Annotated in this window: 14 protein-coding genes and 1 pseudogene; 9 read left to right on the top strand and 6 right to left on the bottom strand. The window is 70.7% G+C overall.

What is annotated here, in order from left to right:
* Nucleotides 1–18 precede the first annotated feature (18 nt).
* Nucleotides 19–2,442 (bottom strand): endopeptidase La, encoded by a 2,424-nt coding sequence (lon, locus tag BM536_RS35205; protein ID WP_073491371.1) that lies wholly within the window; start codon nt 2,440–2,442, stop codon nt 19–21.
* Nucleotides 2,443–2,588: 146 nt separating this feature from the next.
* Between lon and BM536_RS35200 the strand changes: the two genes are divergently transcribed.
* A complete protein-coding gene (locus tag BM536_RS35200) occupies nt 2,589–3,284 on the top strand; it encodes a GNAT family N-acetyltransferase (RefSeq protein WP_170109976.1) in 696 nt (231 codons plus the stop codon).
* Here BM536_RS35200 and BM536_RS35195 read toward each other — a convergent pair.
* Complete coding sequence (locus BM536_RS35195) at nt 3,253–4,092, bottom strand: rhomboid-like protein (protein WP_107439655.1); 840 nt, start codon at nt 4,090–4,092, stop codon at nt 3,253–3,255. The genes BM536_RS35200 and BM536_RS35195 overlap by 32 nt on opposite strands.
* Before the next feature lie 209 nt (nt 4,093–4,301).
* Between BM536_RS35195 and BM536_RS35190 the strand changes: the two genes are divergently transcribed.
* The 7 genes from BM536_RS35190 (at nt 4,302) to BM536_RS35160 (ending at nt 13,642) form a co-directional block, all read left to right on the top strand.
* The gene (locus BM536_RS35190) at nt 4,302–4,979 is read left to right on the top strand and encodes a spermidine synthase family protein (RefSeq protein ID WP_073491369.1); all 678 of its coding nucleotides are present in this window, start codon (nt 4,302–4,304) and stop codon (nt 4,977–4,979) included.
* A gap of 123 nt (nt 4,980–5,102) precedes the next feature.
* The gene (locus tag BM536_RS35185; protein ID WP_073491368.1) at nt 5,103–5,843 is read left to right on the top strand and encodes a response regulator transcription factor; all 741 of its coding nucleotides are present in this window, start codon (nt 5,103–5,105) and stop codon (nt 5,841–5,843) included.
* Nucleotides 5,840–6,943 carry a HAMP domain-containing sensor histidine kinase gene (locus BM536_RS35180; protein WP_073491367.1) on the top strand — a complete coding sequence of 368 codons (1,104 nt, stop codon included), beginning with the start codon at nt 5,840–5,842 and terminating at the stop codon, nt 6,941–6,943. Before BM536_RS35185 ends, BM536_RS35180 begins: the two co-directional genes overlap by 4 nt.
* Before the next feature lie 302 nt (nt 6,944–7,245).
* The gene (locus tag BM536_RS35175; RefSeq protein ID WP_073491366.1) at nt 7,246–11,049 is read left to right on the top strand and encodes a multifunctional oxoglutarate decarboxylase/oxoglutarate dehydrogenase thiamine pyrophosphate-binding subunit/dihydrolipoyllysine-residue succinyltransferase subunit; all 3,804 of its coding nucleotides are present in this window, start codon (nt 7,246–7,248) and stop codon (nt 11,047–11,049) included.
* An 83-nt stretch (nt 11,050–11,132) separates the two neighbouring features.
* Nucleotides 11,133–11,312, top strand: a complete 180-nt coding sequence (locus BM536_RS35170; RefSeq protein ID WP_073491365.1) for a DUF6104 family protein — start codon at nt 11,133–11,135, stop codon at nt 11,310–11,312.
* Nucleotides 11,313–11,571: 259 nt separating this feature from the next.
* A complete protein-coding gene (locus BM536_RS35165; protein ID WP_158086573.1) occupies nt 11,572–12,522 on the top strand; it encodes a DUF4097 family beta strand repeat-containing protein in 951 nt (316 codons plus the stop codon).
* A gap of 1 nt (nt 12,523) precedes the next feature.
* A complete protein-coding gene (locus BM536_RS35160; protein WP_094103956.1) occupies nt 12,524–13,642 on the top strand; it encodes a PadR family transcriptional regulator in 1,119 nt (372 codons plus the stop codon).
* Nucleotides 13,643–13,690: 48 nt separating this feature from the next.
* Here BM536_RS35160 and BM536_RS35155 read toward each other — a convergent pair.
* The 4 genes and pseudogenes from BM536_RS35155 to BM536_RS35140 form a co-directional block, all read right to left on the bottom strand.
* Nucleotides 13,691–14,259, bottom strand: a pseudogene (locus BM536_RS35155) (Clp protease N-terminal domain-containing protein).
* Nucleotides 14,259–14,468: a helix-turn-helix domain-containing protein gene (locus tag BM536_RS35150; protein WP_073491362.1), complete on the bottom strand. Its 210-nt coding sequence runs from the start codon at nt 14,466–14,468 to the stop codon at nt 14,259–14,261. Before BM536_RS35150 ends, BM536_RS35155 begins: the two are co-directional and overlap by 1 nt.
* Before the next feature lie 178 nt (nt 14,469–14,646).
* Nucleotides 14,647–15,612: a zinc-binding dehydrogenase gene (locus BM536_RS35145; protein ID WP_073491361.1), complete on the bottom strand. Its 966-nt coding sequence runs from the start codon at nt 15,610–15,612 to the stop codon at nt 14,647–14,649.
* Nucleotides 15,613–15,980: 368 nt separating this feature from the next.
* Nucleotides 15,981–17,213, bottom strand: coding sequence for an NAD(P)-dependent malic enzyme (locus tag BM536_RS35140; protein WP_073491360.1), 1,233 nt, complete (start codon nt 17,211–17,213; stop codon nt 15,981–15,983).
* Between the two features lie 605 nt (nt 17,214–17,818).
* Between BM536_RS35140 and BM536_RS35130 the strand changes: the two genes are divergently transcribed.
* Nucleotides 17,819–18,787 (top strand): ABC transporter substrate-binding protein, encoded by a 969-nt coding sequence (locus BM536_RS35130; protein ID WP_073491359.1) that lies wholly within the window; start codon nt 17,819–17,821, stop codon nt 18,785–18,787.
* Nucleotides 18,788–18,794 lie beyond the last annotated feature (7 nt).

Raw genomic sequence — 18,794 nt, 5'->3', positions numbered from 1 at the left:
CCGACGCGGCGGCGTCCGTCACGCCGCCACCGGAACCTCCGGCGCGGCCGCGTTCGTCGCCGGGGACAGCGCCAGCTCCAGGACCTGGCGGACGTCCGTGACGGCGTGGACGTCCAGCTTGTCCAGCACCTCCGCGGGGACGTCGTCCAGGTCGGCCTCGTTGCGCTTCGGGATGACGACGGTCGTCACGCCCGCCCGGTGCGCGGCGAGCAGCTTCTGCTTCACCCCGCCGATGGGCAGGACGCGGCCGGTGAGGGAGACCTCGCCGGTCATCGCCACGTCGGTGCGGACGAGTCGTCCGCTCAGCAGGGACGCCAGGGCCGTCGTCATCGTGACGCCCGCGCTGGGGCCGTCCTTGGGCACCGCGCCCGCCGGGAAGTGGATGTGCACGCCCCGGTCCTTGAGGTCTGCCACCGGCAGTTCCAGCTCGGCGCCGTGGGAGCGCAGGAAGCTCAGCGCGATCTGCGCCGACTCCTTCATCACGTCGCCGAGCTGACCGGTCAGGGTCAGGCCCGCGGCGCCCGTCTCCGGGTCGGCCAGGGACGCCTCGACGAAGAGGACGTCACCGCCGGCGCCGGTGACCGCGAGGCCGGTCGCGACACCCGGTACGGCCGTGCGCCGCTCGGCCGGGTCCTGGGCGGACTCGGGCACGTGGTGCGGGCGGCCGATCAGGGCACGCAGGTCCTCCTCGCGGACGGTGAAGGGCAGCTCCCGCTCGGCCAGTTCGTGCTGGGCGGCGACCTTGCGCAGCAGCCGGGCGATGGACCGCTCCAGGGTGCGCACGCCGGCCTCGCGCGTGTACTCGCCGGCCAGCTTGCGCAGCGCGCTCTCGTCGAGGGTCACCTCGTCCTTGGCGAGCCCCGCCCGCTCCAGCTGACGCGGGAGCAGGTGGTCACGGGCGATGACGACCTTCTCGTCCTCGGTGTAGCCGTCGAGGCGGACCAGCTCCATGCGGTCGAGCAGGGCCTCGGGGATGGCTTCCAGGACGTTGGCGGTGGCGAGGAAGACGACGTCGCTCAGGTCCAGCTCCACCTCCAGGTAGTGGTCCCGGAAGGTGTGGTTCTGCGCCGGGTCCAGTACCTCCAGCAGGGCCGCCGCCGGGTCGCCCCGGAAGTCGGAGCCGACCTTGTCGATCTCGTCGAGCAGGACGACGGGGTTCATGGCCCCGGCCTCCTTGATCGCCCGCACGATCCGGCCGGGCAGCGCGCCGACGTACGTACGGCGGTGGCCGCGGATCTCGGCCTCGTCGCGCACGCCGCCGAGGGCGACGCGGACGAACTTGCGGCCCATTGCGTGGGCGACGGACTCGCCGAGGCTGGTCTTGCCGACGCCGGGCGGGCCGACGAGTGCGAGCACGGCACCGCCGCGCCGCCCGCCGACGACGCCGAGGCCCCGGTCGCTGCGGCGCTTGCGCACCGCGAGGTACTCGGTGATCCGCTCCTTCACGTCGTCGAGACCGGCGTGCTCGGCGTTCAGGATCGCCTTGGCGCCCCGGATGTCGTAGACGTCCTCGGTCCGCTCGTTCCACGGCAGTTCGAGGACGGTGTCCAGCCAGGTGCGGATCCAGGAGCCCTCGGGGGACTGGTCGCTGGACCGCTCCAGCTTGTCGACCTCCTTGAGCGCGGCCTCGCGGACCTTCTCGGGCAGGTCGGCGGCCTCGACGCGCGCGCGGTAGTCGTCGGACTCCTCGCCCTGCTCCTCGCCGTTCAGCTCGCGCAGTTCCTTGCGGACGGCGTCCAGCTGGCGGCGGAGCAGGAACTCGCGCTGCTGCTTGTCGACGCCCTCCTGGACGTCCTTGGCGATGGTCTCGGCGACATCCTGCTCGGCGAGGTGGTCGCGCAGCTGCCGGGTGGCGGCCTTGAGCCGGGCGACCGGGTCGGCGGTCTCCAGCAGTTCCACCTTCTGGGCGGTGGTCAGGAAGGGCGAGTAGCCGGAGTTGTCGGCGAGGGCGGAGACGTCCTCGATGGCCTGGACCCGGTCGACGACCTGCCAGGCGCCGCGCTTGCGCAGCCAGGCGGTGGCGAGCGCCTTGTACTCCTTGACCAGCTCGGTGACGTGGCCGGGCAGGGGATCGGGGACGCTCTCGTCGATCCTCGTCCCCTCGACCCACAGCGCCGCACCGGGGCCGGTGGTGCCGGCGCCGATCTTCACACGGCCACGGCCGCGGATCAGGGCGCCCGGGTCACCGTCGGCGAGCCGGCCGACCTGCTCGACCGTGCCCAGCACGCCGGTGCTCGCGTACGCCCCGTCGATGCGCGGCACCAGGAGGACCCGGGGCTTGCCGGGCTCGGAGCGGGCGGCGGCCTGCGCGGCCTCGACCGCGGCGCGTACGTCGTTGTCGTTGAGGTCGAGCGGAACCACCATCCCCGGCAGCACGACCTCGTCGTCGAGCGGCAGCACGGGCAGGGTGAGCGGTGTGGACGGCGCGGACTCAGCAGCCATGATCTCCCCTTAGGCAGTCAAGTTGAGTTATGCCGACTCAATGCACGTGAGCCCCGCATTGTTCCCCACCCCGGTCGCCGTTCGCTGTCAGCGATCACGACTGCCACGACCGGCGTACGGGCACATAGGGTCACCGTAATGGCCAGATGGCCACTGAGACCATTACGGGAGCATTCGTGGACGGCGTCGTACGGGCGTGGGTGGACGGCTGGGTCGTGTCGCGCGGGGCCGCCCCGCCGGTGCGCGAGCCCTGGGGGTTCACGGTGGACGTTGGCCAGTCGGCGCATGTGTCGCGGCATGTCCTCGCGGCGGTCGGCGACGGCGTCGAGGAGCAGACCGTGCGCAAGATCGCGGACGGCGTCACCGCGACCGGGGTGTGGCTGAAGGTGTTCCAGGACCCCGCTCTGGTCGGGCGCTGGCTCGGGGACGACTGGTGGGTGGATCCGGAACCGGGCTGGCTGATGACCGTGCCGCTGCCGGCCCACGGGGGCCACACGCGCGTGCCCGACGGCTACCGCCTGCGCCGCTGGACGCGCGGGGGCGTCACCCGCCTCCTGGTCACCACGCCCGACGGCTCCTTCGCCGCCCGTGGCCAGCTCGCCCCGACCGGCGGCACCGCGGTCTTCGACCAGATCGAGACCGCGCCCGGGCACCAGCGCCGTGGCCTGGGCAGCCTGGTGATGCGCACCCTTGCCGAGACGGCGGCGGCGGAAGGCGCGGAGACGGGCGTCCTGGCGGGCACCCCTGCCGGGCGGGCCCTGTACGAATCACTGGGCTGGACGGTGACGGCACCGATGACCAGCGCGAAGTTCACGGGCGACGGCCGGGCCTCCTCCGACTAGCCGCACCGGTCACCCGGCTCCCGACGGCCTCCGCCGCACCCCACCGCCGTACCCACGGCCAGGTCGCGACGCCGATCGCCAGGGCCAGCAGGTGACCCCAGTTGCTCAGCGGGTCGGTGAGGGCAAGCAGGTCCTGGAGGAGCATTCCGCCGAACACCGCGAGCAGCGGCCAGCGCAGCCAGGGCGTCAGGAGGCCGGCCAGCGCGCCGACGCTCGCGGCGACGCCGAAGCTGATGCCGTAGTCGAGGCGGTGCAGCGAGCTGTCCGGGAGATGACCCACGAGGACGGCCAGGCCGACGGGGACCTCGGTCGCCAGGGTGGCCAGCACATGCCCGAGCAGGAAGACCCCGGCCGTGCGGACACCGCCGATGCGCCGCTCCAGCGCCGTGAGCACCAGCAGGAAACCCAGCACGAACGGCGACGCGACCCCGCCGGCCACCCACAGCGCGCTGGCCGCCAGCACCGGTACCGGGGCGCTGAGCAGATGAGCGACGTCGGTGCTGGAGTTCTCGTGCAGAAACCGTACGAGGGCGGAGTCGGCATGGGCGGTGACGTACGAGGTGACGGCCAGGACGACGGCGTAGAAGAAGGTGAAGGGGGTGCCGGTGGGCGTGGGAAGCGGATGCCACGGGCGCGGGCGGGGCCGACCGCCCCGCGCGCTGTCGGCCCCGGGGCCGGACGGGCCGCGCCCGTCGGGGCCGGGGGCGCGTTGGCGGGGAACGCCGTCCAGGAGACCTGAGACGTCGGGAAGGGGCGGGGGCGAGCCGGTCGGGCCGGACGCCGCCGAACCGGTCAGCGTGCGTTCCAACGTGAGGCGCTCCTTCCTTTTCCTTCACCTTTGGTCGCCGACGACGCCCTGTCTGTGACCCACGCCACGAGACGGCCGATGCACAGCAACCTCCAAGGCCCCGCCCGTACCCACGGACGTCGACGGCGCCTACCCCGATCGCCCTCGTTCGAACGCCCCTCCCCCGATAAATCTCAACAAGCCGTCAGGGCCGGTGCCAAGATGGTCCGATGCCCATCTCCTACGACACCCCCGAAGTCCTGGACCGTCGTGAGGGCCCCTACGGCGAGGTCGTCCTGCGCCGGCACGGGGGGCTGCTCCAGATCATCGCCAACGGCTGCTTCCTGATGGACACCTCCGACGGCCGCTCCGAACGCCTGCTGGTGGACGCCGCGCTCACCGCGCTGGACGGCCGCCCCGCACCGCACGTACTGATCGGCGGCCTGGGCGTCGGGTTCTCGCTCGCACACGCCGCAGCCGACCCCCGCTGGGGCCGCATCACGGTCGTCGAGCGCGAACCGGCCGTCATCGACTGGCACCTCGACGGCCCGCTCGCCGACCTCTCCCGCCCCGCGCTCGCCGACCCGCGCACCGCGATCGTGCGAGCGGATCTGCTCGACTACGTCAATGAGACATCCGACACGTTCGACGCGCTGTGCCTCGACATCGACAACGGGCCCGCCTGGACCGTCACGGAGGGCAACGGCGGGCTGTACTCACCGGCCGGACTCGCAAACTGCGCGCGGATGTTGAGGCCCGGCGGGGTACTCGCGGTGTGGTCCGCCCAGCCCTCTCCCAATTTCGAGGGAACCTTGGGGAATGCCGGGTTCCAACAGGTGCGTACCGAAGAGATCCCGGTTGCCCGAGGCGTGCCGGACGTCGTGCACCTCGCCGTCCGACCTGGATAGCAAAGCCGCGGTGACTCCCCGTACGCTGCTGCCCTGACGCAGATGATTAAGGCGTCAACCGCAGTCATGCGCAGAAAAGGAATCACCCCACTGGTTCCGGAAAGCACGATTCAGGGGCGGGCGATGGAGCAGACACACACCGCACACAACGGCACGGCCACGGCGACACCCGGTGCGCAGCGGCGGGTTCTGGTGGTCGAGGACGACCCCACGATCGTCGACGCCATCGCGGCCCGCCTGCGTGCCGAGGGATTCCTCGTGCAAACGGCGGGCGACGGACCGGCGGCCGTCGACACCGCGGAGGCCTGGCAGCCCGACCTGCTGATCCTCGACATCATGCTGCCCGGTTTCGACGGTCTGGAGGTCTGCCGGCGTGTGCAGGCCGCCCGCCCGGTGCCGGTGCTGATGCTCACCGCGCGCGACGACGAGACCGACATGCTGGTCGGCCTCGGCGTGGGCGCCGACGACTACATGACCAAGCCGTTCTCCATGCGGGAGCTGGCCGCGCGCGTGCACGTCCTGCTGCGCCGCGTGGAGCGCGCCGCGATCGCCGCCTCGACGCCGCGCAGCGGGATACTGCGGCTCGGCGAACTGGAGATCGACCACGCGCAGCGCCGGGTCCGGGTCCGCTCGGACGACGTGCATCTCACGCCCACCGAGTTCGACCTGCTGGTCTGCCTGGCGAACACCCCGCGCGCGGTGCTCTCCCGTGAGCAGTTGCTGGCGGAGGTGTGGGACTGGGCGGACGCCTCGGGCACCCGCACCGTCGACAGCCACATCAAGGCGCTGCGGCGGAAGATCGGCGCCGAGCGGATCCGCACGGTGCACGGCGTGGGCTACGCGCTGGAGACCCCGACGCCATGAGCCGCGGGCCGGACGGACCGAGGAGCTCCGGGGAACCCTGGGGCGGTGTGCGCCCGTTCTCGATCAAGACCAAGCTGGGGACGCTGGTCGTCATCTCGGTGCTGATCACCACCGGGCTGATGGTGATCGCCATGCGCACCGAGACCGAGCTGCGCTTCATCACGGTCTTCTCGATGATCGCCACCCTGCTGATCACCCAGTTCGTGGCGCACTCGCTGACCTCGCCGCTGGACGAGATGAACACCGTGGCCCGGTCCATCTCGCACGGCGACTACACCCGCCGGGTCAGCGAGAACCGCCGCGACGAGCTGGGCGACCTGGCCCAGACGATCAACGTCATGGCGGACGAGCTGGAGGCACAGGACCGTCAGCGCAAGGAGCTGGTGGCCAACGTCTCGCACGAACTGCGCACCCCCATCGCGGGTCTGCGCGCCGTCCTGGAGAACGTGGTCGACGGGATCTCCGAGGCCGACCCCGAGACCATGCGGACGGCGCTGAAGCAGACGGAGCGGCTGGGCAGGCTGGTGGAGACCCTGCTGGACCTGTCCCGCCTCGACAACGGCGTCGTACCGCTGCGCAGGCGGCGCTTCGAGGTGTGGCCGTACCTGTCCGGGGTGTTGAAGGAGGCCAACATGGTCGCCTCGGCGCGCGCCACGATGGGCTCGGGCGGCAGCCACACCCGCACGGACGTCCATCTGCACCTGGACGTGACCCCTCCGGAGCTGACCGCGCACGCGGACCCGGAGCGCATCCACCAGGTCGTCGCGAACCTCATCGACAACGCGGTCAAGCACAGTCCGCCGCACGGACGGGTGACGGTCAGGGCACGGCGCGGGCCCCTGCCGGAGTCACTGGAGCTGGAGGTCCTGGACGAGGGCCCCGGCATTCCGCGTTCGGAGTGGCACCGGGTCTTCGAGCGGTTCAACCGGGGAGCCGTCCGCCGGCCGCACGGCCCGGGCAGCGACGGCGGCACGGGACTGGGGCTGGCGATCGCCCGCTGGGCGGTCGATCTGCACGGAGGCCGGATCGGAGTGGCCGAATCCGAGCGGGGTTGCCGGATTCTTATCACTCTTCCGGGAGAGTCTTCCGTCCCAAGTTGACGTAAAGTGCGAAGCGGAGCCACAAGATCCATGGACGTTCGCGCAGTCGGACACGTGTGATCAGGCACCCCGCCGACCCAGGTCGGCCCAGGTCCGCACGCTGAGCGTGCGCGACCTGCATCAATGGATCCCGCTCACAGAGCAACCGCGTTTGTTTCCCGCCATTTCCACCCCCGAAACAGCCCTTCCGATGTGACTTACGCGACGATGCGGTGGCCCGGCCTGACCTTCACCCTCCGGGAGGCGTAGCCTTTATTCCCGCTGTCCATCACCTTGTGAAGCGGAAGAGGGCGGTTGCCGCCGTGTCGCCACAGTCCCCCAGTAACGCATCGAGCATCTCGACCGACGCAGACCAAACGGGCAAGAATCCCGCGGCCGCGTTCGGACCGAACGAGTGGCTCGTCGACGAGATCTATCAGCAGTACCTCCAGGACCCGAATTCGGTAGACCGTGCCTGGTGGGACTTCTTCGCCGACTACAAGCCGGGCGCCGCCGCGCCCTCGGCTCCGGCGGGTACTGCGGCCGCGGGGGCCGCAGCGACCACCAGCACGCCCGCGGCTCCCGTCGCACCCGCGGCGCCGGCCGCCGCGGCCGCTCCGGCCCAGGCCGCGCCCGCAGCCCCGGCTCCCGCACCTGCGCCGGTCGCCCCGACGCCCCCGGCGGCCGCTCCGGCTCCCGCCAAGGCCGCGGCCCCGGCCGCGAAGCCGGCCGCCAAGGCCGAGCCCGCCGCCTCTCCCGAGGGCCCCGAGTACGTGACGCTGCGCGGCCCGTCCGCCGCGGTCGTCAAGAACATGAACGCCTCGCTGGAACTGCCCACGGCCACGTCCGTGCGCGCGGTCCCGGTGAAGCTGCTGTTCGACAACCGCATCGTCATCAACAACCACCTCAAGCGCGCCCGGGGCGGGAAGATCTCCTTCACGCACCTGATCGGCTTCGCGATGGTGCAGGCCATCAAGGCCATGCCGTCGATGAACTGGCACTACGCGGAGAAGGACGGGAAGCCCACCCTCGTCAAGCCGCCGCACGTCAACTTCGGCCTGGCCATCGACCTGGTGAAGCCCAACGGCGACCGCCAGCTCGTCGTCGCCGGCATCAAGAAGGCCGAGACGCTGAACTTCTTCGAGTTCTGGCAGGCCTACGAGGACATCGTCCGCCGCGCCCGTGACGGCAAGCTGACGATGGACGACTTCACCGGCGTCACCGTCTCGCTGACCAACCCCGGCGGCCTCGGCACCGTCCACTCCGTCCCGCGCCTGATGCCCGGCCAGTCGGTCATCATGGGCGTCGGCTCGATGGACTACCCGGCGGAGTTCCAGGGCACCAGCCAGGACACCCTGAACAAGCTCGGCATCTCGAAGGTCATGACGCTCACGTCGACCTACGACCACCGGGTCATCCAGGGCGCCGCCTCCGGCGAGTTCCTGCGCATCGTCGCGAACCTCCTCCTCGGCGAGCAGGGTTTCTACGACGACATCTTCGAGGCGCTGCGCATCCCCTACGAGCCGGTCCGCTGGCTCAAGGACATCGACGCCAGCCACGACGACGACGTCACCAAGGCCGCCCGCGTCTTCGAGCTGATCCACTCCTACCGGGTCCGCGGCCATGTCATGGCCGACACCGACCCGCTGGAGTACCGCCAGCGCAAGCACCCCGACCTGGACATCACCGAGCACGGTCTGACGCTCTGGGACCTGGAGCGCGAGTTCGCCGTCGGCGGCTTCGCGGGCAAGTCCCTGATGAAGCTGCGCGACATCCTCGGCGTGCTGCGCGACTCGTACTGCCGCACCACCGGCGTCGAGTTCATGCACATCCAGGACCCCAAGCAGCGCAGGTGGATCCAGGACCGCATCGAGCGCTCGCACACCAAGCCGGAGCGCGAGGAGCAGCTGCGCATCCTGCGCCGGCTGAACGCGGCGGAGGCCTTCGAGACCTTCCTGCAGACGAAGTACGTCGGCCAGAAGCGCTTCTCCCTGGAGGGCGGCGAGTCCGTCATCCCGCTGCTCGACGCGGTGCTGGACTCGGCCGCCGAGTCCCGCCTCGACGAGGTCGTCATCGGCATGGCCCACCGCGGCCGGCTGAACGTCCTGGCCAACATCGTCGGCAAGTCGTACGCGCAGATCTTCCGCGAGTTCGAGGGCAACCTCGACCCGAAGTCGATGCACGGCTCCGGCGACGTCAAGTACCACCTGGGCGCCGAGGGCACCTTCACCGGCCTGGACGGCGAGCAGATCAAGGTCTCGCTCGCCGCGAACCCCTCCCACCTGGAGGCGGTCGACCCGGTTCTGGAGGGCATCGCCCGCGCCAAGCAGGACATCATCAACAAGGGCGGCACGGACTTCACGGTCCTGCCGGTGGCGATCCACGGCGACGCGGCCTTCGCGGGCCAGGGCGTGGTGGCCGAGACCCTGAACATGTCGCAGCTGCGGGGCTACCGCACCGGCGGCACGGTCCACATCGTCATCAACAACCAGGTCGGCTTCACCGCGGCCCCCGAGTCCTCGCGTTCCTCCATGTACGCGACGGACGTGGCCCGCATGATCGAGGCCCCGATCTTCCACGTGAACGGCGACGACCCGGAGGCCGTGGTCCGCGTCGCGCGGCTCGCCTTCGAGTTCCGCCAGGCGTTCAACAAGGACGTGGTGATCGATCTCATCTGCTACCGCCGCCGCGGTCACAACGAGTCGGACAACCCGGCCTTCACCCAGCCGCTGATGTACGACCTGATCGACAAGAAGCGCTCGGTGCGCAAGCTCTACACCGAGTCCCTCATCGGTCGCGGCGACATCACCCTGGAAGAGGCCGAGCAGGCGCTCCAGGACTACCAGGGCCAGCTGGAGAAGGTCTTCACGGAGGTCCGCGAGGCCACCGCGCAGCCCGCCCCCGGCACCTCCCCCGACCCGCAGGACGGCTTCCCGGTCGCGGTGAACACCGCGATCTCGGCGGAGGTCGTCAAGCGCATCGCCGAGTCCCAGGTCAACATCCCCGACCACATCACCGCCCACCCGCGCCTGCTGCCCCAGCTCCAGCGCCGGGCCACGATGGTCGAGGACGGCACGATCGACTGGGGCATGGGCGAGACGCTGGCCGTCGGCTCCCTCCTCCTGGAGGGCGTCCCGGTCCGCCTGGCCGGCCAGGACTCCCAGCGCGGTACGTTCGGACAGCGGCACGCCGTGATCATCGACCGGGAGACCGGCGAGGAGTTCACGCCGCTGATGTACCTCGCGGACGAGCAGGCGCGCCTGAACGTCTACAACTCCCTCCTCTCCGAGTACGCGGCGATGGGCTTCGAGTACGGCTACTCGCTGGCCCGCCCCGACGCGCTCGTGCTGTGGGAGGCCCAGTTCGGCGACTTCGTCAACGGCGCCCAGACGGTCGTGGACGAGTTCATCTCTTCGGCGGAGCAGAAGTGGGGCCAGACGTCCGGCGTCACCCTGCTCCTCCCGCACGGCTACGAGGGCCAGGGCCCGGACCACTCGTCCGCCCGCCCGGAGCGCTTCCTCCAGATGTGCGCCCAGAACAACATGACGGTCGCCATGCCGACCCTGCCGTCGAACTACTTCCACCTCCTGCGGTGGCAGGTGCACAACCCGCACCACAAGCCGCTGGTCGTCTTCACCCCGAAATCGATGCTGCGCCTCAAGGCCGCGGCGTCGAAGGCGGAGGAGTTCACGACGGGCCAGTTCCGCCCGGTCATCGGCGACGCCTCGGTCGACCCGGCCGCCGTCAAGAAGGTCGTCTTCTGCGCCGGCAAGGTCTACTACGACCTGGAGTCCGAGCGTCAGAAGCGCGGCTCCACGGACACGGCGATCATCCGCATCGAGCGCCTGTACCCGCTGCCGGGTGCCGAGCTCCAGGCGGAGATCGCCAAGTACCCGAACGCCGAGAAGTACCTGTGGGCCCAGGAGGAGCCGGCCAACCAGGGTGCCTGGCCGTTCATCGCCCTGAACCTGATCGACCACCTGGACCTGGCCGTCGGCGCGGACGTGCCGCACGGCGAGCGCCTGCGCCGCATCTCGCGGCCGCACGGCTCGTCCCCGGCGGTCGGCTCGGCCAAGCGTCACCAGGCCGAGCAGGAGCAGTTGGTGCGTGAGGTGTTCGAGGCGTAGACGTCCTCGACCCTCGGACAGCGGCCGCCGCACCCCTCGCACGGGGTGCGGCCCGGCCGTTTGCGCCCGCTTATCCTTGGCTCATGTACTTCACGGACCGTGGCATCGAAGAGCTGGAGAAGAGGCGCGGCGCGGAGGAGGTCACCTTCGAGTGGCTCGCCGAGCAGCTGCGGACGTTCGTCGACCTGAACCCGGACTTCGAGGTCCCGGTGGAGCGGCTGGCGACGTGGCTGGCCCGGCTGGACGACGAGGACGACGAGTGACGAGTCGCGAGTGACCACGTGACGCGTGACGCGTGTAGTGAGACGTGTGACGTGTGACGCCTATGTCCACCGACGTCACGTCGGTTGTGTGCACGGGGCGCCCTGATGGGCGTCCCTTTTTCGTGCCCTGCGAGGGCCCGCAGGGGGAGGGCGTCGAGCCGGTCACCGGAAAGAGTGTCTTGACTTTCGAAGCCCGCGATATATCGTGTTTCACATGAGACGCGATATGGCGTGTCGTGTCGTCGAGGAGGTCATCACCATGTCCGAGTGGTCCGTCGCCGAACCGAGCAAACTCTCCTTCGACGAGCCGGTGAGCGAGCTGCACGTCCGCATCGTCGACGGAACGGTCAACGTGGTGGGCACCGAGGAGGGTTCCGCCCGCCTGGAGGTCTCCCGGATCGAGGGACCCCCACTCGTGGTCACCCACCGGGACGGGGCGCTGACGGTGGCGTACGAGGACCTGCCCTGGAAGGGCTTCCTCAAGTGGCTCGACCGCAAGGGCTGGCAGCGCAGCGCCGTCGTGTCGCTCGCCGTCCCGGCCGGCACCCGCGTGGAGGTGGGCGTGGTGAGCGCCGGCGCGGTCGTCTCCGGAATCGACGGGCGCGCCGAGGTGAGGGGCATCTCCGGCGACACGACCCTGGTGGGCCTCACGGGCCCGGTCCGCACGGACACCGTCTCGGGGAACGTGGAGGCGCAGGCCCTCACCGGCGACCTGCGCTTCAACTCCGTCTCCGGGGACCTGACCGTCGTCGAGGCGGGCTCCTCCGTGAAGGCCGACTCGGTGAGCGGCTCGATGATCGTCGACCTCGACCCGGCGGGCCGCCCGACCGACATCAGCCTGGCCAGCATCTCGGGCGAGATCGCCATCCGGCTGCCCCACCCGGCGGACGCACAGGTGGAGGCGAACACCGCGAGCGGCTCGGTCTCCAACGCCTTCGAGGACCTCCGGGTCAGCGGCCAATGGGGCGCCAAGCGGATCACCGGCCGCCTCGGCGCGGGCAGCGGCAGCCTCAAGGCCACGACGGTCTCCGGCTCCATCGCCCTGCTGCGCCGGCCTCCGCTGGAGGACGGGCCATGGGAGGCGGGGGCCGCTCCGGCCGACGGCGAGCCCGTCGGACCGGGAGACGATCTCCCGTCCGGGGGCGGTTCCGCCGGGGACGGTTCCGCGTCCGGCCCGGACGACAGCACGACCGACAAGAAGGTGCTCTGACATGCCTCCCGTCTTCGCCCACGGCCGCCTCCGCCTCTACCTGCTGAAGCTCCTGGACGAGGCCCCGCGCCACGGCTACGAGGTGATCCGTCTCCTGGAGGAACGCTTCCAGGGGCTGTACGCGCCGTCGGCGGGCACCGTGTACCCCCGGCTGGCGAAGCTGGAGACCGAGGGCCTGGTCACCCACACCAGCGAGGGCGGCCGCAAGGTGTACGCCATCACCGACGCGGGCCGGGCCGAGTTGGCCGACCGCAGCGGTGAACTCGCCGACCTGGAGTTGGAGATCCGGGAGTCCGTAGCCGAACTGGCCGCGGAGATCCGGGCCGATGTACGCGGAGCGGCGGGCGAGCTGCGGCGCGAGATGCGGGCGGCGGCCTCCGAGGCCCGCCAGGGCACCGGTTCCGGCACCGGGCCGGGCACCGGTGAACACGGGGAGTACGGCGACAAGGAGTCGTGGCGGGTCGCCAAGGAGGAGATGCGGCGCGTCAAGCAGGAGTGGAAGGAGCAGGCCCGCCGGGCCAAGGACGAGAGCCGCCGCGCCCGCGAGGAGGCCCAGCGGGCCCGCCGTCAGGCCAAGGAGGCCCAGGACCGGGCCGTGGCGAATGCGCAGGAGGAGGTCCAGCGCATAGCGCGACGGGTTCAGGAGCAGGTCCAGGACCACTTCGCGCGGGGCGACTGGCCGACGGGTGTCCGCGAGGGCCTGACCGAACTGGCCAAGGAGTTCGGCGAGTTCGGAAAGGACTTCGGCAAGGAGTTCGGGAAGGATCTCGGCAGGGACTTCGGCAAGGACTTCGGGTTCGGCCGAGGCGGCGCCGAGAGCCCTGAGCGGCCCGAGGCACCCGAGGGGCCGGCGAAGGCCGCGGGTCCCGCGGCCCAGGGCCCGGTCCACACGGAGACCCCGGCGGACTTCCCGGCCGTCTTCGAGCCGTCCTGGGCCCACGAGGCGCCCGGCGACGACCCGGCCCGCGACCTGGACAGACTCCTGGACCGCTTCCGCGACGACATCCGCGACGCGGCCCGCGACCACGGTGTCAGCGCCGACCAGCTCCGAGAGGCCCGCCGCCATCTCTCGACGGCGGCGGCCCACATCGGGGTGATCCTGCGCACGGGCAGGGACTGAGCCGAGAAGCCCCCCGCCTCGGCCACCGCCCGCCGGACGCCCGCCGTCTCAGCCCGCCTGGGCCTCTCCCCCGGCGTACAGGACGCGGGTCAGGGTGGCGTGGGTGATGCCGTGGTCGGCGAGGACCTCGGCGGGCGGGCCGGGGCGGGCGGTCAGCGCGAGCAGGAGGTGCTCGTCGCCGATGTGCCGGTCGCGGTGGGCCAGGGCGATGCGCAGGGACTTCTCCAGGACGTCCTTCGCGTCCCGTCCGAAGCCGGGTCGGCGCGCTGTCCGCCGCCCCCCGCCCTGCCGGTCGCCGGACATCGCGCGACCCCGTGCGCCTCCTCGACCCGCGAGACGATCGCCGAGACGTCGATACCGAGGTCGGCGAGGGCGTCGGTGTCCGCCCGGGAGAGACCGGCGCGCCGACGCGCCTCGTCCAGTGCCTCGCGGACCGGTTCCCTGCGCTCCACCGGGAGCCCGAGGACGGCCATGGCGAAGGAGCCGCGACTCGCCTCGCGGTCCAGCAGGGCGAGCAGCAGATGCTCGGGGCCCACGGTCCTCCCGCCCGCGTTCCCGCAGTGCGCGACCGCGCCGCGCACCACCTCCTTGGCGTCCTTCGTGAACCGCTCGAACATCACTGCCTCCCGTACTTCTTGTGCACGGCCTGCCTGCTGACCCCGAGTTCCGCGGCGATCTCCTGCCACGACCATCCCTGATGGCGCGCACTGCGCACCTGCACGCCCTCCAACTGCTCCAGCAGCCTTCGCAGAGCGGCGACCGCGCGCAGTCCGACCCGTGGATCACGGTCGCCGGCGCGCTCGGCGAGATCCGTTGCTTCGGTCATGACGTCAACTTACGTTGACACTCGCGGCATGTCAACCGTGGTTGACATCCGGGGTGCGCGAAAGGCGGGCCCGGAATCCGGACCCGCCGTCAGGAGTGCGTGAAAGGGTCGTGCGAGGCCGACAGGAGCGCGTGAGGCCGGCTGAAGGGCCTGAATCCGTCCGGCGTGCCTGAACCCGTCAGGAGTGTGTGAGGACGATCTTGCCGAACTGGTCGCCGGAGGCGAGCCGTTCGAAGCCCTCTCGGGCCCGATCAAGGGGCAGCACCTCGTCGATGACGGGCCGGACCCCGGTCGCCGCGCAGAAGGCGAGCAGATCCTCCAGCTCGTCCTTCGTGCCCATCGTGGAGCCGACGACCTTCAGCTCGAGGAAGAAGATCCGGGTCAGTTCGGCGTGGGAGGGACGGTCGCCGCTGGTCGCGCCGGAGATGACGAGCGTCCCGCCGGGCCGCAGCGACTTCACCGAGTGGGACCAGGTGGCGGCGCCGACGGTCTCGATGACGGCGTCCACGCGCTGGGGCAGCCGCGCGCCCGGTTCGACGGCCTCGACGGCACCCAGTTCCAGGGCCCGCTTCCGCTTGGCCTCGTCCCGGCTGGTCGCGAAGACCCGCAGCCCCGCCGCCTTGCCGAGCACGATCGCGGCCGTGGCGACACCGCCGCCGGCGCCCTGCACGAGCACCGAGTCACCGGGCCGTACCCCCGCGTTGGTGAACAGCATGCGGTAGGCCGTCAGCCAGGCGGTGGGCAGACAGGCGGCCTCCTCGAAGGACAGTTCCTTCGGCTTGGGCAGGATGTTCCAGGTCGGCACGGTGACTTGTTCGGCGAAGGTGCCCTGATAGCGCTCGGTGAGGATGGACCGGGGCTCGCGGGGACCGACCCCGTGGCCGGTCTGGCCGATGACGGAGTGCAGGACGACCTCGTTGCCGTCCTCGTCGACGCCCGCGGCGTCACAGCCGAGGATCATCGGCAGCTTGTCCTCCGCGAGGCCGACGCCCCGCAGGGACCAGAGGTCGTGATGGTTGAGGGAGGCGGCCCGGACGGTGACGGTACTCCAGCCGGGACGGGCGTCGGGGGCCGGGCGCTCCCCCAACTCCAGTCCGGAAAGCGGCTGGTCGCGGTCGATTCGGGCGGCGTAGACGGCGAACATGCCCCCGACGATAGGGTCCCCCGCCCCCCGGCGAAACCGGAGGGCACTGTGAGACATACCCTCTTGCGCGACCGGGCGACAGGCCTGAGTGGTCGGCCCGGAAGGGGCGCGGCCAGAGGCACGGTAGGGGCGCGGTAGGGGCGCAGGGAACCGCGCCCGGCGCGAGACGGCCCGCAGCCGCCGTACGACCGTCGGCCCCGGGGGGCGAGGCAGCCGCCGCACGATCGTCAGTCCCGACGCCAAGGCAACCACCACACGACCGTCAGCCCCGACGCCAAGGCCCACCCCTCGATCCACCCGAACGGACGGGCGGACGGGTAAAAAGAGCGGCCCCGCCCGAGGAACCGGCGGGGCGTCTCTGCCGCGCGTCAGCGACGGGCCACCCCTTCGGCACGGGCAGCCGCGGCGACCGCCGCGGTGACCGCCGGAGCGACCCGCTCGTCGAACGGCGAGGGAATGACATAGTCCGCCGCGAGATCGTCGCCCACGACACCCGCCAGTGCCTCGGCCGCCGCCAACTTCATGCCCTCGGTGATCCGGGACGCCCGCACCTGGAGCGCACCGGCGAAGATCCCCGGGAACGCCAGCACGTTGTTGATCTGGTTGGGGAAGTCCGACCGCCCGGTCGCGACGACCGCCGCGTACCTGTGGGCGACCTCGGGGTGGATCTCCGGGGTGGGGTTGGCCATCGCGAACACGAAGGCGCCCTTGGCCATGGAGGCGACCGCGGCCTCCGGGACCGTACCGCCGGAGACGCCGATGAAGACGTCCGCGCCGGACAGCGCGTCATCCAGGGAGCCGGTGAGGCCGGCCTTGTTGGTGAACCCGGCCAGCTCGCGCTTGACGTCGGTCAGGTCTTCGCGGTCCGCGGAGACGACACCCTTGCGGTCACTGACCGCGACGTCTCCGATGCCGGCCTCGACGAGCATCCTGGCGATGGCGACACCGGCCGCGCCGGCGCCCGAGATGACGGCCCGCAGCTCCGCGATCGAGCGTCCGCTCAGCCGGGCCGCGTTCCGCAGCGCCGCCAGCGTCACGACCGCCGTACCGTGCTGGTCGTCGTGGAAGACCGGGATGTCGAGCCGTTCCTGGAGCCGGCGCTCGATCTCGAAGCACCGGGGCGCCGAGATGTCCTCCAGGTTCACACCGCCGAAGGAGGGGGCGAGGCGCACCACGGTCTCGATGATCTCGTCCACGTCCGTGCAGGCGAGCGCGATCGGCACCGCGTCGACCCCGCCGAACTGCTTGAAGAGGATGGCCTTGCCCTCCATCACCGGAAGGGAGGCCTCCGGCCCGATGTCCCCGAGGCCGAGAACGGCCGTACCGTCGGTCACGACGGCGACGACGGACGACTTCCACGTGTAGTCGTTCACCAGGTCCGGCTGTTCCGCGATCGCGGTGCACACCCGCGCGACGCCGGGCGTGTAGGCGAGGGACAGGTCGTCCTTGTCGCGGATCGGAACGGTGGCCTGCACGGCCATCTTTCCGCCCCGGTGCAGCGCGAACGCCGGGTCGAACGAGTCGAGGGGCTCCGCACCGCCCTCCTGGCCCGTTCGGTCCGCTTCGCTCTCGCTGCGAGGATTGACGATCTCCGCTGCCACTGTGTCTTACCCCTTAGGTCTTCATGGATGAGGGTGGCCACTCCTGGTTGAGAAGTGGGCGGGCACCGCGCAGGACCCAGCGGTGATACGTACGGGCACCTGCGCGTCGGGCGCGCCGCACACGCGCCCTGAGCCCCGGGTGAGGGGTGTAAAGAACCTTCTTACCGGACGGACACCACCGACGACGAGTCCATTCGGTGCAAGGTCACATGCCGCTGTTCGTACGACTCCCACACCTCACCGGCGCTGTCATACGCCAGTGAGATGACTCATGCACGAAGCACGGACAAGTCCCGGCCAAACCCTTGACAACAAGCGCGACCCACGGGTCATGACGGAGCGTGTTCGTCCACATGGCGAGATGGACCGGAGATCTTCCGGCCGGAAGCAGGGATTCCCGCAGATGGTCCGGCCCGGTGCGGTCGTGATGTACCGGACTGATGGGATTCGGGTGTCGCCCGTTATCCGATTTTGACATGGCTGGCCCCCTGAATGGCGTAGTCCGAATGGCAAGATGCCGTCATCACACGAGGTCGCGACACCCGATGGTGTGTGTTCTCGTCGACCCATCGGCATCTCCTTTCCATCCGCCGGAGGCACTCACCATGACCGCACGCTCCATCCGCCGTACCACCGCCGCGCGCACCCGGCTCGCCGCGGTCGGAACCCTCGCGGTCACGGGCGCCCTGCTGCTCACCGCCTGTGGTGACCAGACCAAGGACAACGACTCCGGGAGCGGCGACACCGCCTCGACGAGCGCGGCCCCGCTGGCCGACAAGCTGCCCCAGGCGATCCGTGACAAGGGCGTCATCAAGGTCGGTTCCGACATCGCGTACGCGCCGGTCGAGTTCAAGGACAGCTCCGGCAAGACGGCCGGTATCGACCCCGACATCGCGGCCGCCATGGGCAAGCAGCTCGGCGTGAAGTTCGAGTTCCAGAACGCCACGTTCGACACCCTCATCGGCGGTCTGGCGTCCAAGCGCTACGACATCGCGATGTCGGCCATGACCGACACCAAGGACCGCCAGGAAGGCATCGACGGCGACACCGGCAAGAAGGTCGGCGCCGGCGTCGACTTCGTCGACTACTTCACCGCGGGCGTCTCCCTCTACACCAACGCGGGCGACACCCAGGGCATCAAGACCTGGGACGACCTGTGCGGCAAGACGATGGCCGTGCAGCGCAACACCTTCTCCCACGACCTCGCCAAGGACCAGGCGGCGAAGTGCAAGAAGGACAACAAGGCGGCCCTCAAGATCGAGGACTTCGCCACCAACCCCGAGGCCGAGACCCGGATGCGTTCCAAGGGCGCAGACGTCGTCTCCGCGGACTTCCCCATCGCCGCCTACTCCGTGAAGAACGCCGGGGGCGGCAAGTACTTCGAGATCGTCGGCGACCAGGTCGAGGCGGGTCCGTACGGAATCGCCGTCGCCAAGGACAACACCGAGCTGCGTGACGCGCTCCAGGCGGCCGTCCAGGCGATCATCGACAACGGCGAGTACAAGAAGATCGTCGAGAAGTGGGGGGTCGCGGACGGCGCGATCACCGAGGCCAAGATCAACGGCGGTTCCTGAACCGACA

Origin of the sequence: Streptomyces phaeoluteigriseus (assembly GCF_001896135.2) — a bacterium.
GTDB lineage: Bacteria > Actinomycetota > Actinomycetes > Streptomycetales > Streptomycetaceae > Streptomyces > Streptomyces phaeoluteigriseus.
Note: the sequence above shows the minus strand (reverse complement) of the source record. Positions and strands in the feature narration are given on the sequence as shown.

Bases quoted from the DNA above. Each gene is read 5' to 3' on its own strand.
- lon (WP_073491371.1), bottom strand. From the start codon at position 2,442: ATGGCTGCTGAGTCCGCGCCGTCCACACCGCTCACCCTGCCCGTGCTG.
- BM536_RS35200 (WP_170109976.1), top strand. From the start codon at position 2,589: ATGGCCACTGAGACCATTACGGGAGCATTCGTGGACGGCGTCGTACGG.
- BM536_RS35190 (WP_073491369.1), top strand. From the start codon at position 4,302: ATGCCCATCTCCTACGACACCCCCGAAGTCCTGGACCGTCGTGAGGGC.
- BM536_RS35185 (WP_073491368.1), top strand. From the start codon at position 5,103: ATGGAGCAGACACACACCGCACACAACGGCACGGCCACGGCGACACCC.
- BM536_RS35180 (WP_073491367.1), top strand. From the start codon at position 5,840: ATGAGCCGCGGGCCGGACGGACCGAGGAGCTCCGGGGAACCCTGGGGC.
- BM536_RS35170 (WP_073491365.1), top strand. From the start codon at position 11,133: ATGTACTTCACGGACCGTGGCATCGAAGAGCTGGAGAAGAGGCGCGGC.
- BM536_RS35165 (WP_158086573.1), top strand. From the start codon at position 11,572: ATGTCCGAGTGGTCCGTCGCCGAACCGAGCAAACTCTCCTTCGACGAG.
- BM536_RS35160 (WP_094103956.1), top strand. From the start codon at position 12,524: ATGCCTCCCGTCTTCGCCCACGGCCGCCTCCGCCTCTACCTGCTGAAG.
- BM536_RS35150 (WP_073491362.1), bottom strand. From the start codon at position 14,468: ATGACCGAAGCAACGGATCTCGCCGAGCGCGCCGGCGACCGTGATCCA.
- BM536_RS35145 (WP_073491361.1), bottom strand. From the start codon at position 15,612: ATGTTCGCCGTCTACGCCGCCCGAATCGACCGCGACCAGCCGCTTTCC.
- BM536_RS35130 (WP_073491359.1), top strand. From the start codon at position 17,819: ATGACCGCACGCTCCATCCGCCGTACCACCGCCGCGCGCACCCGGCTC.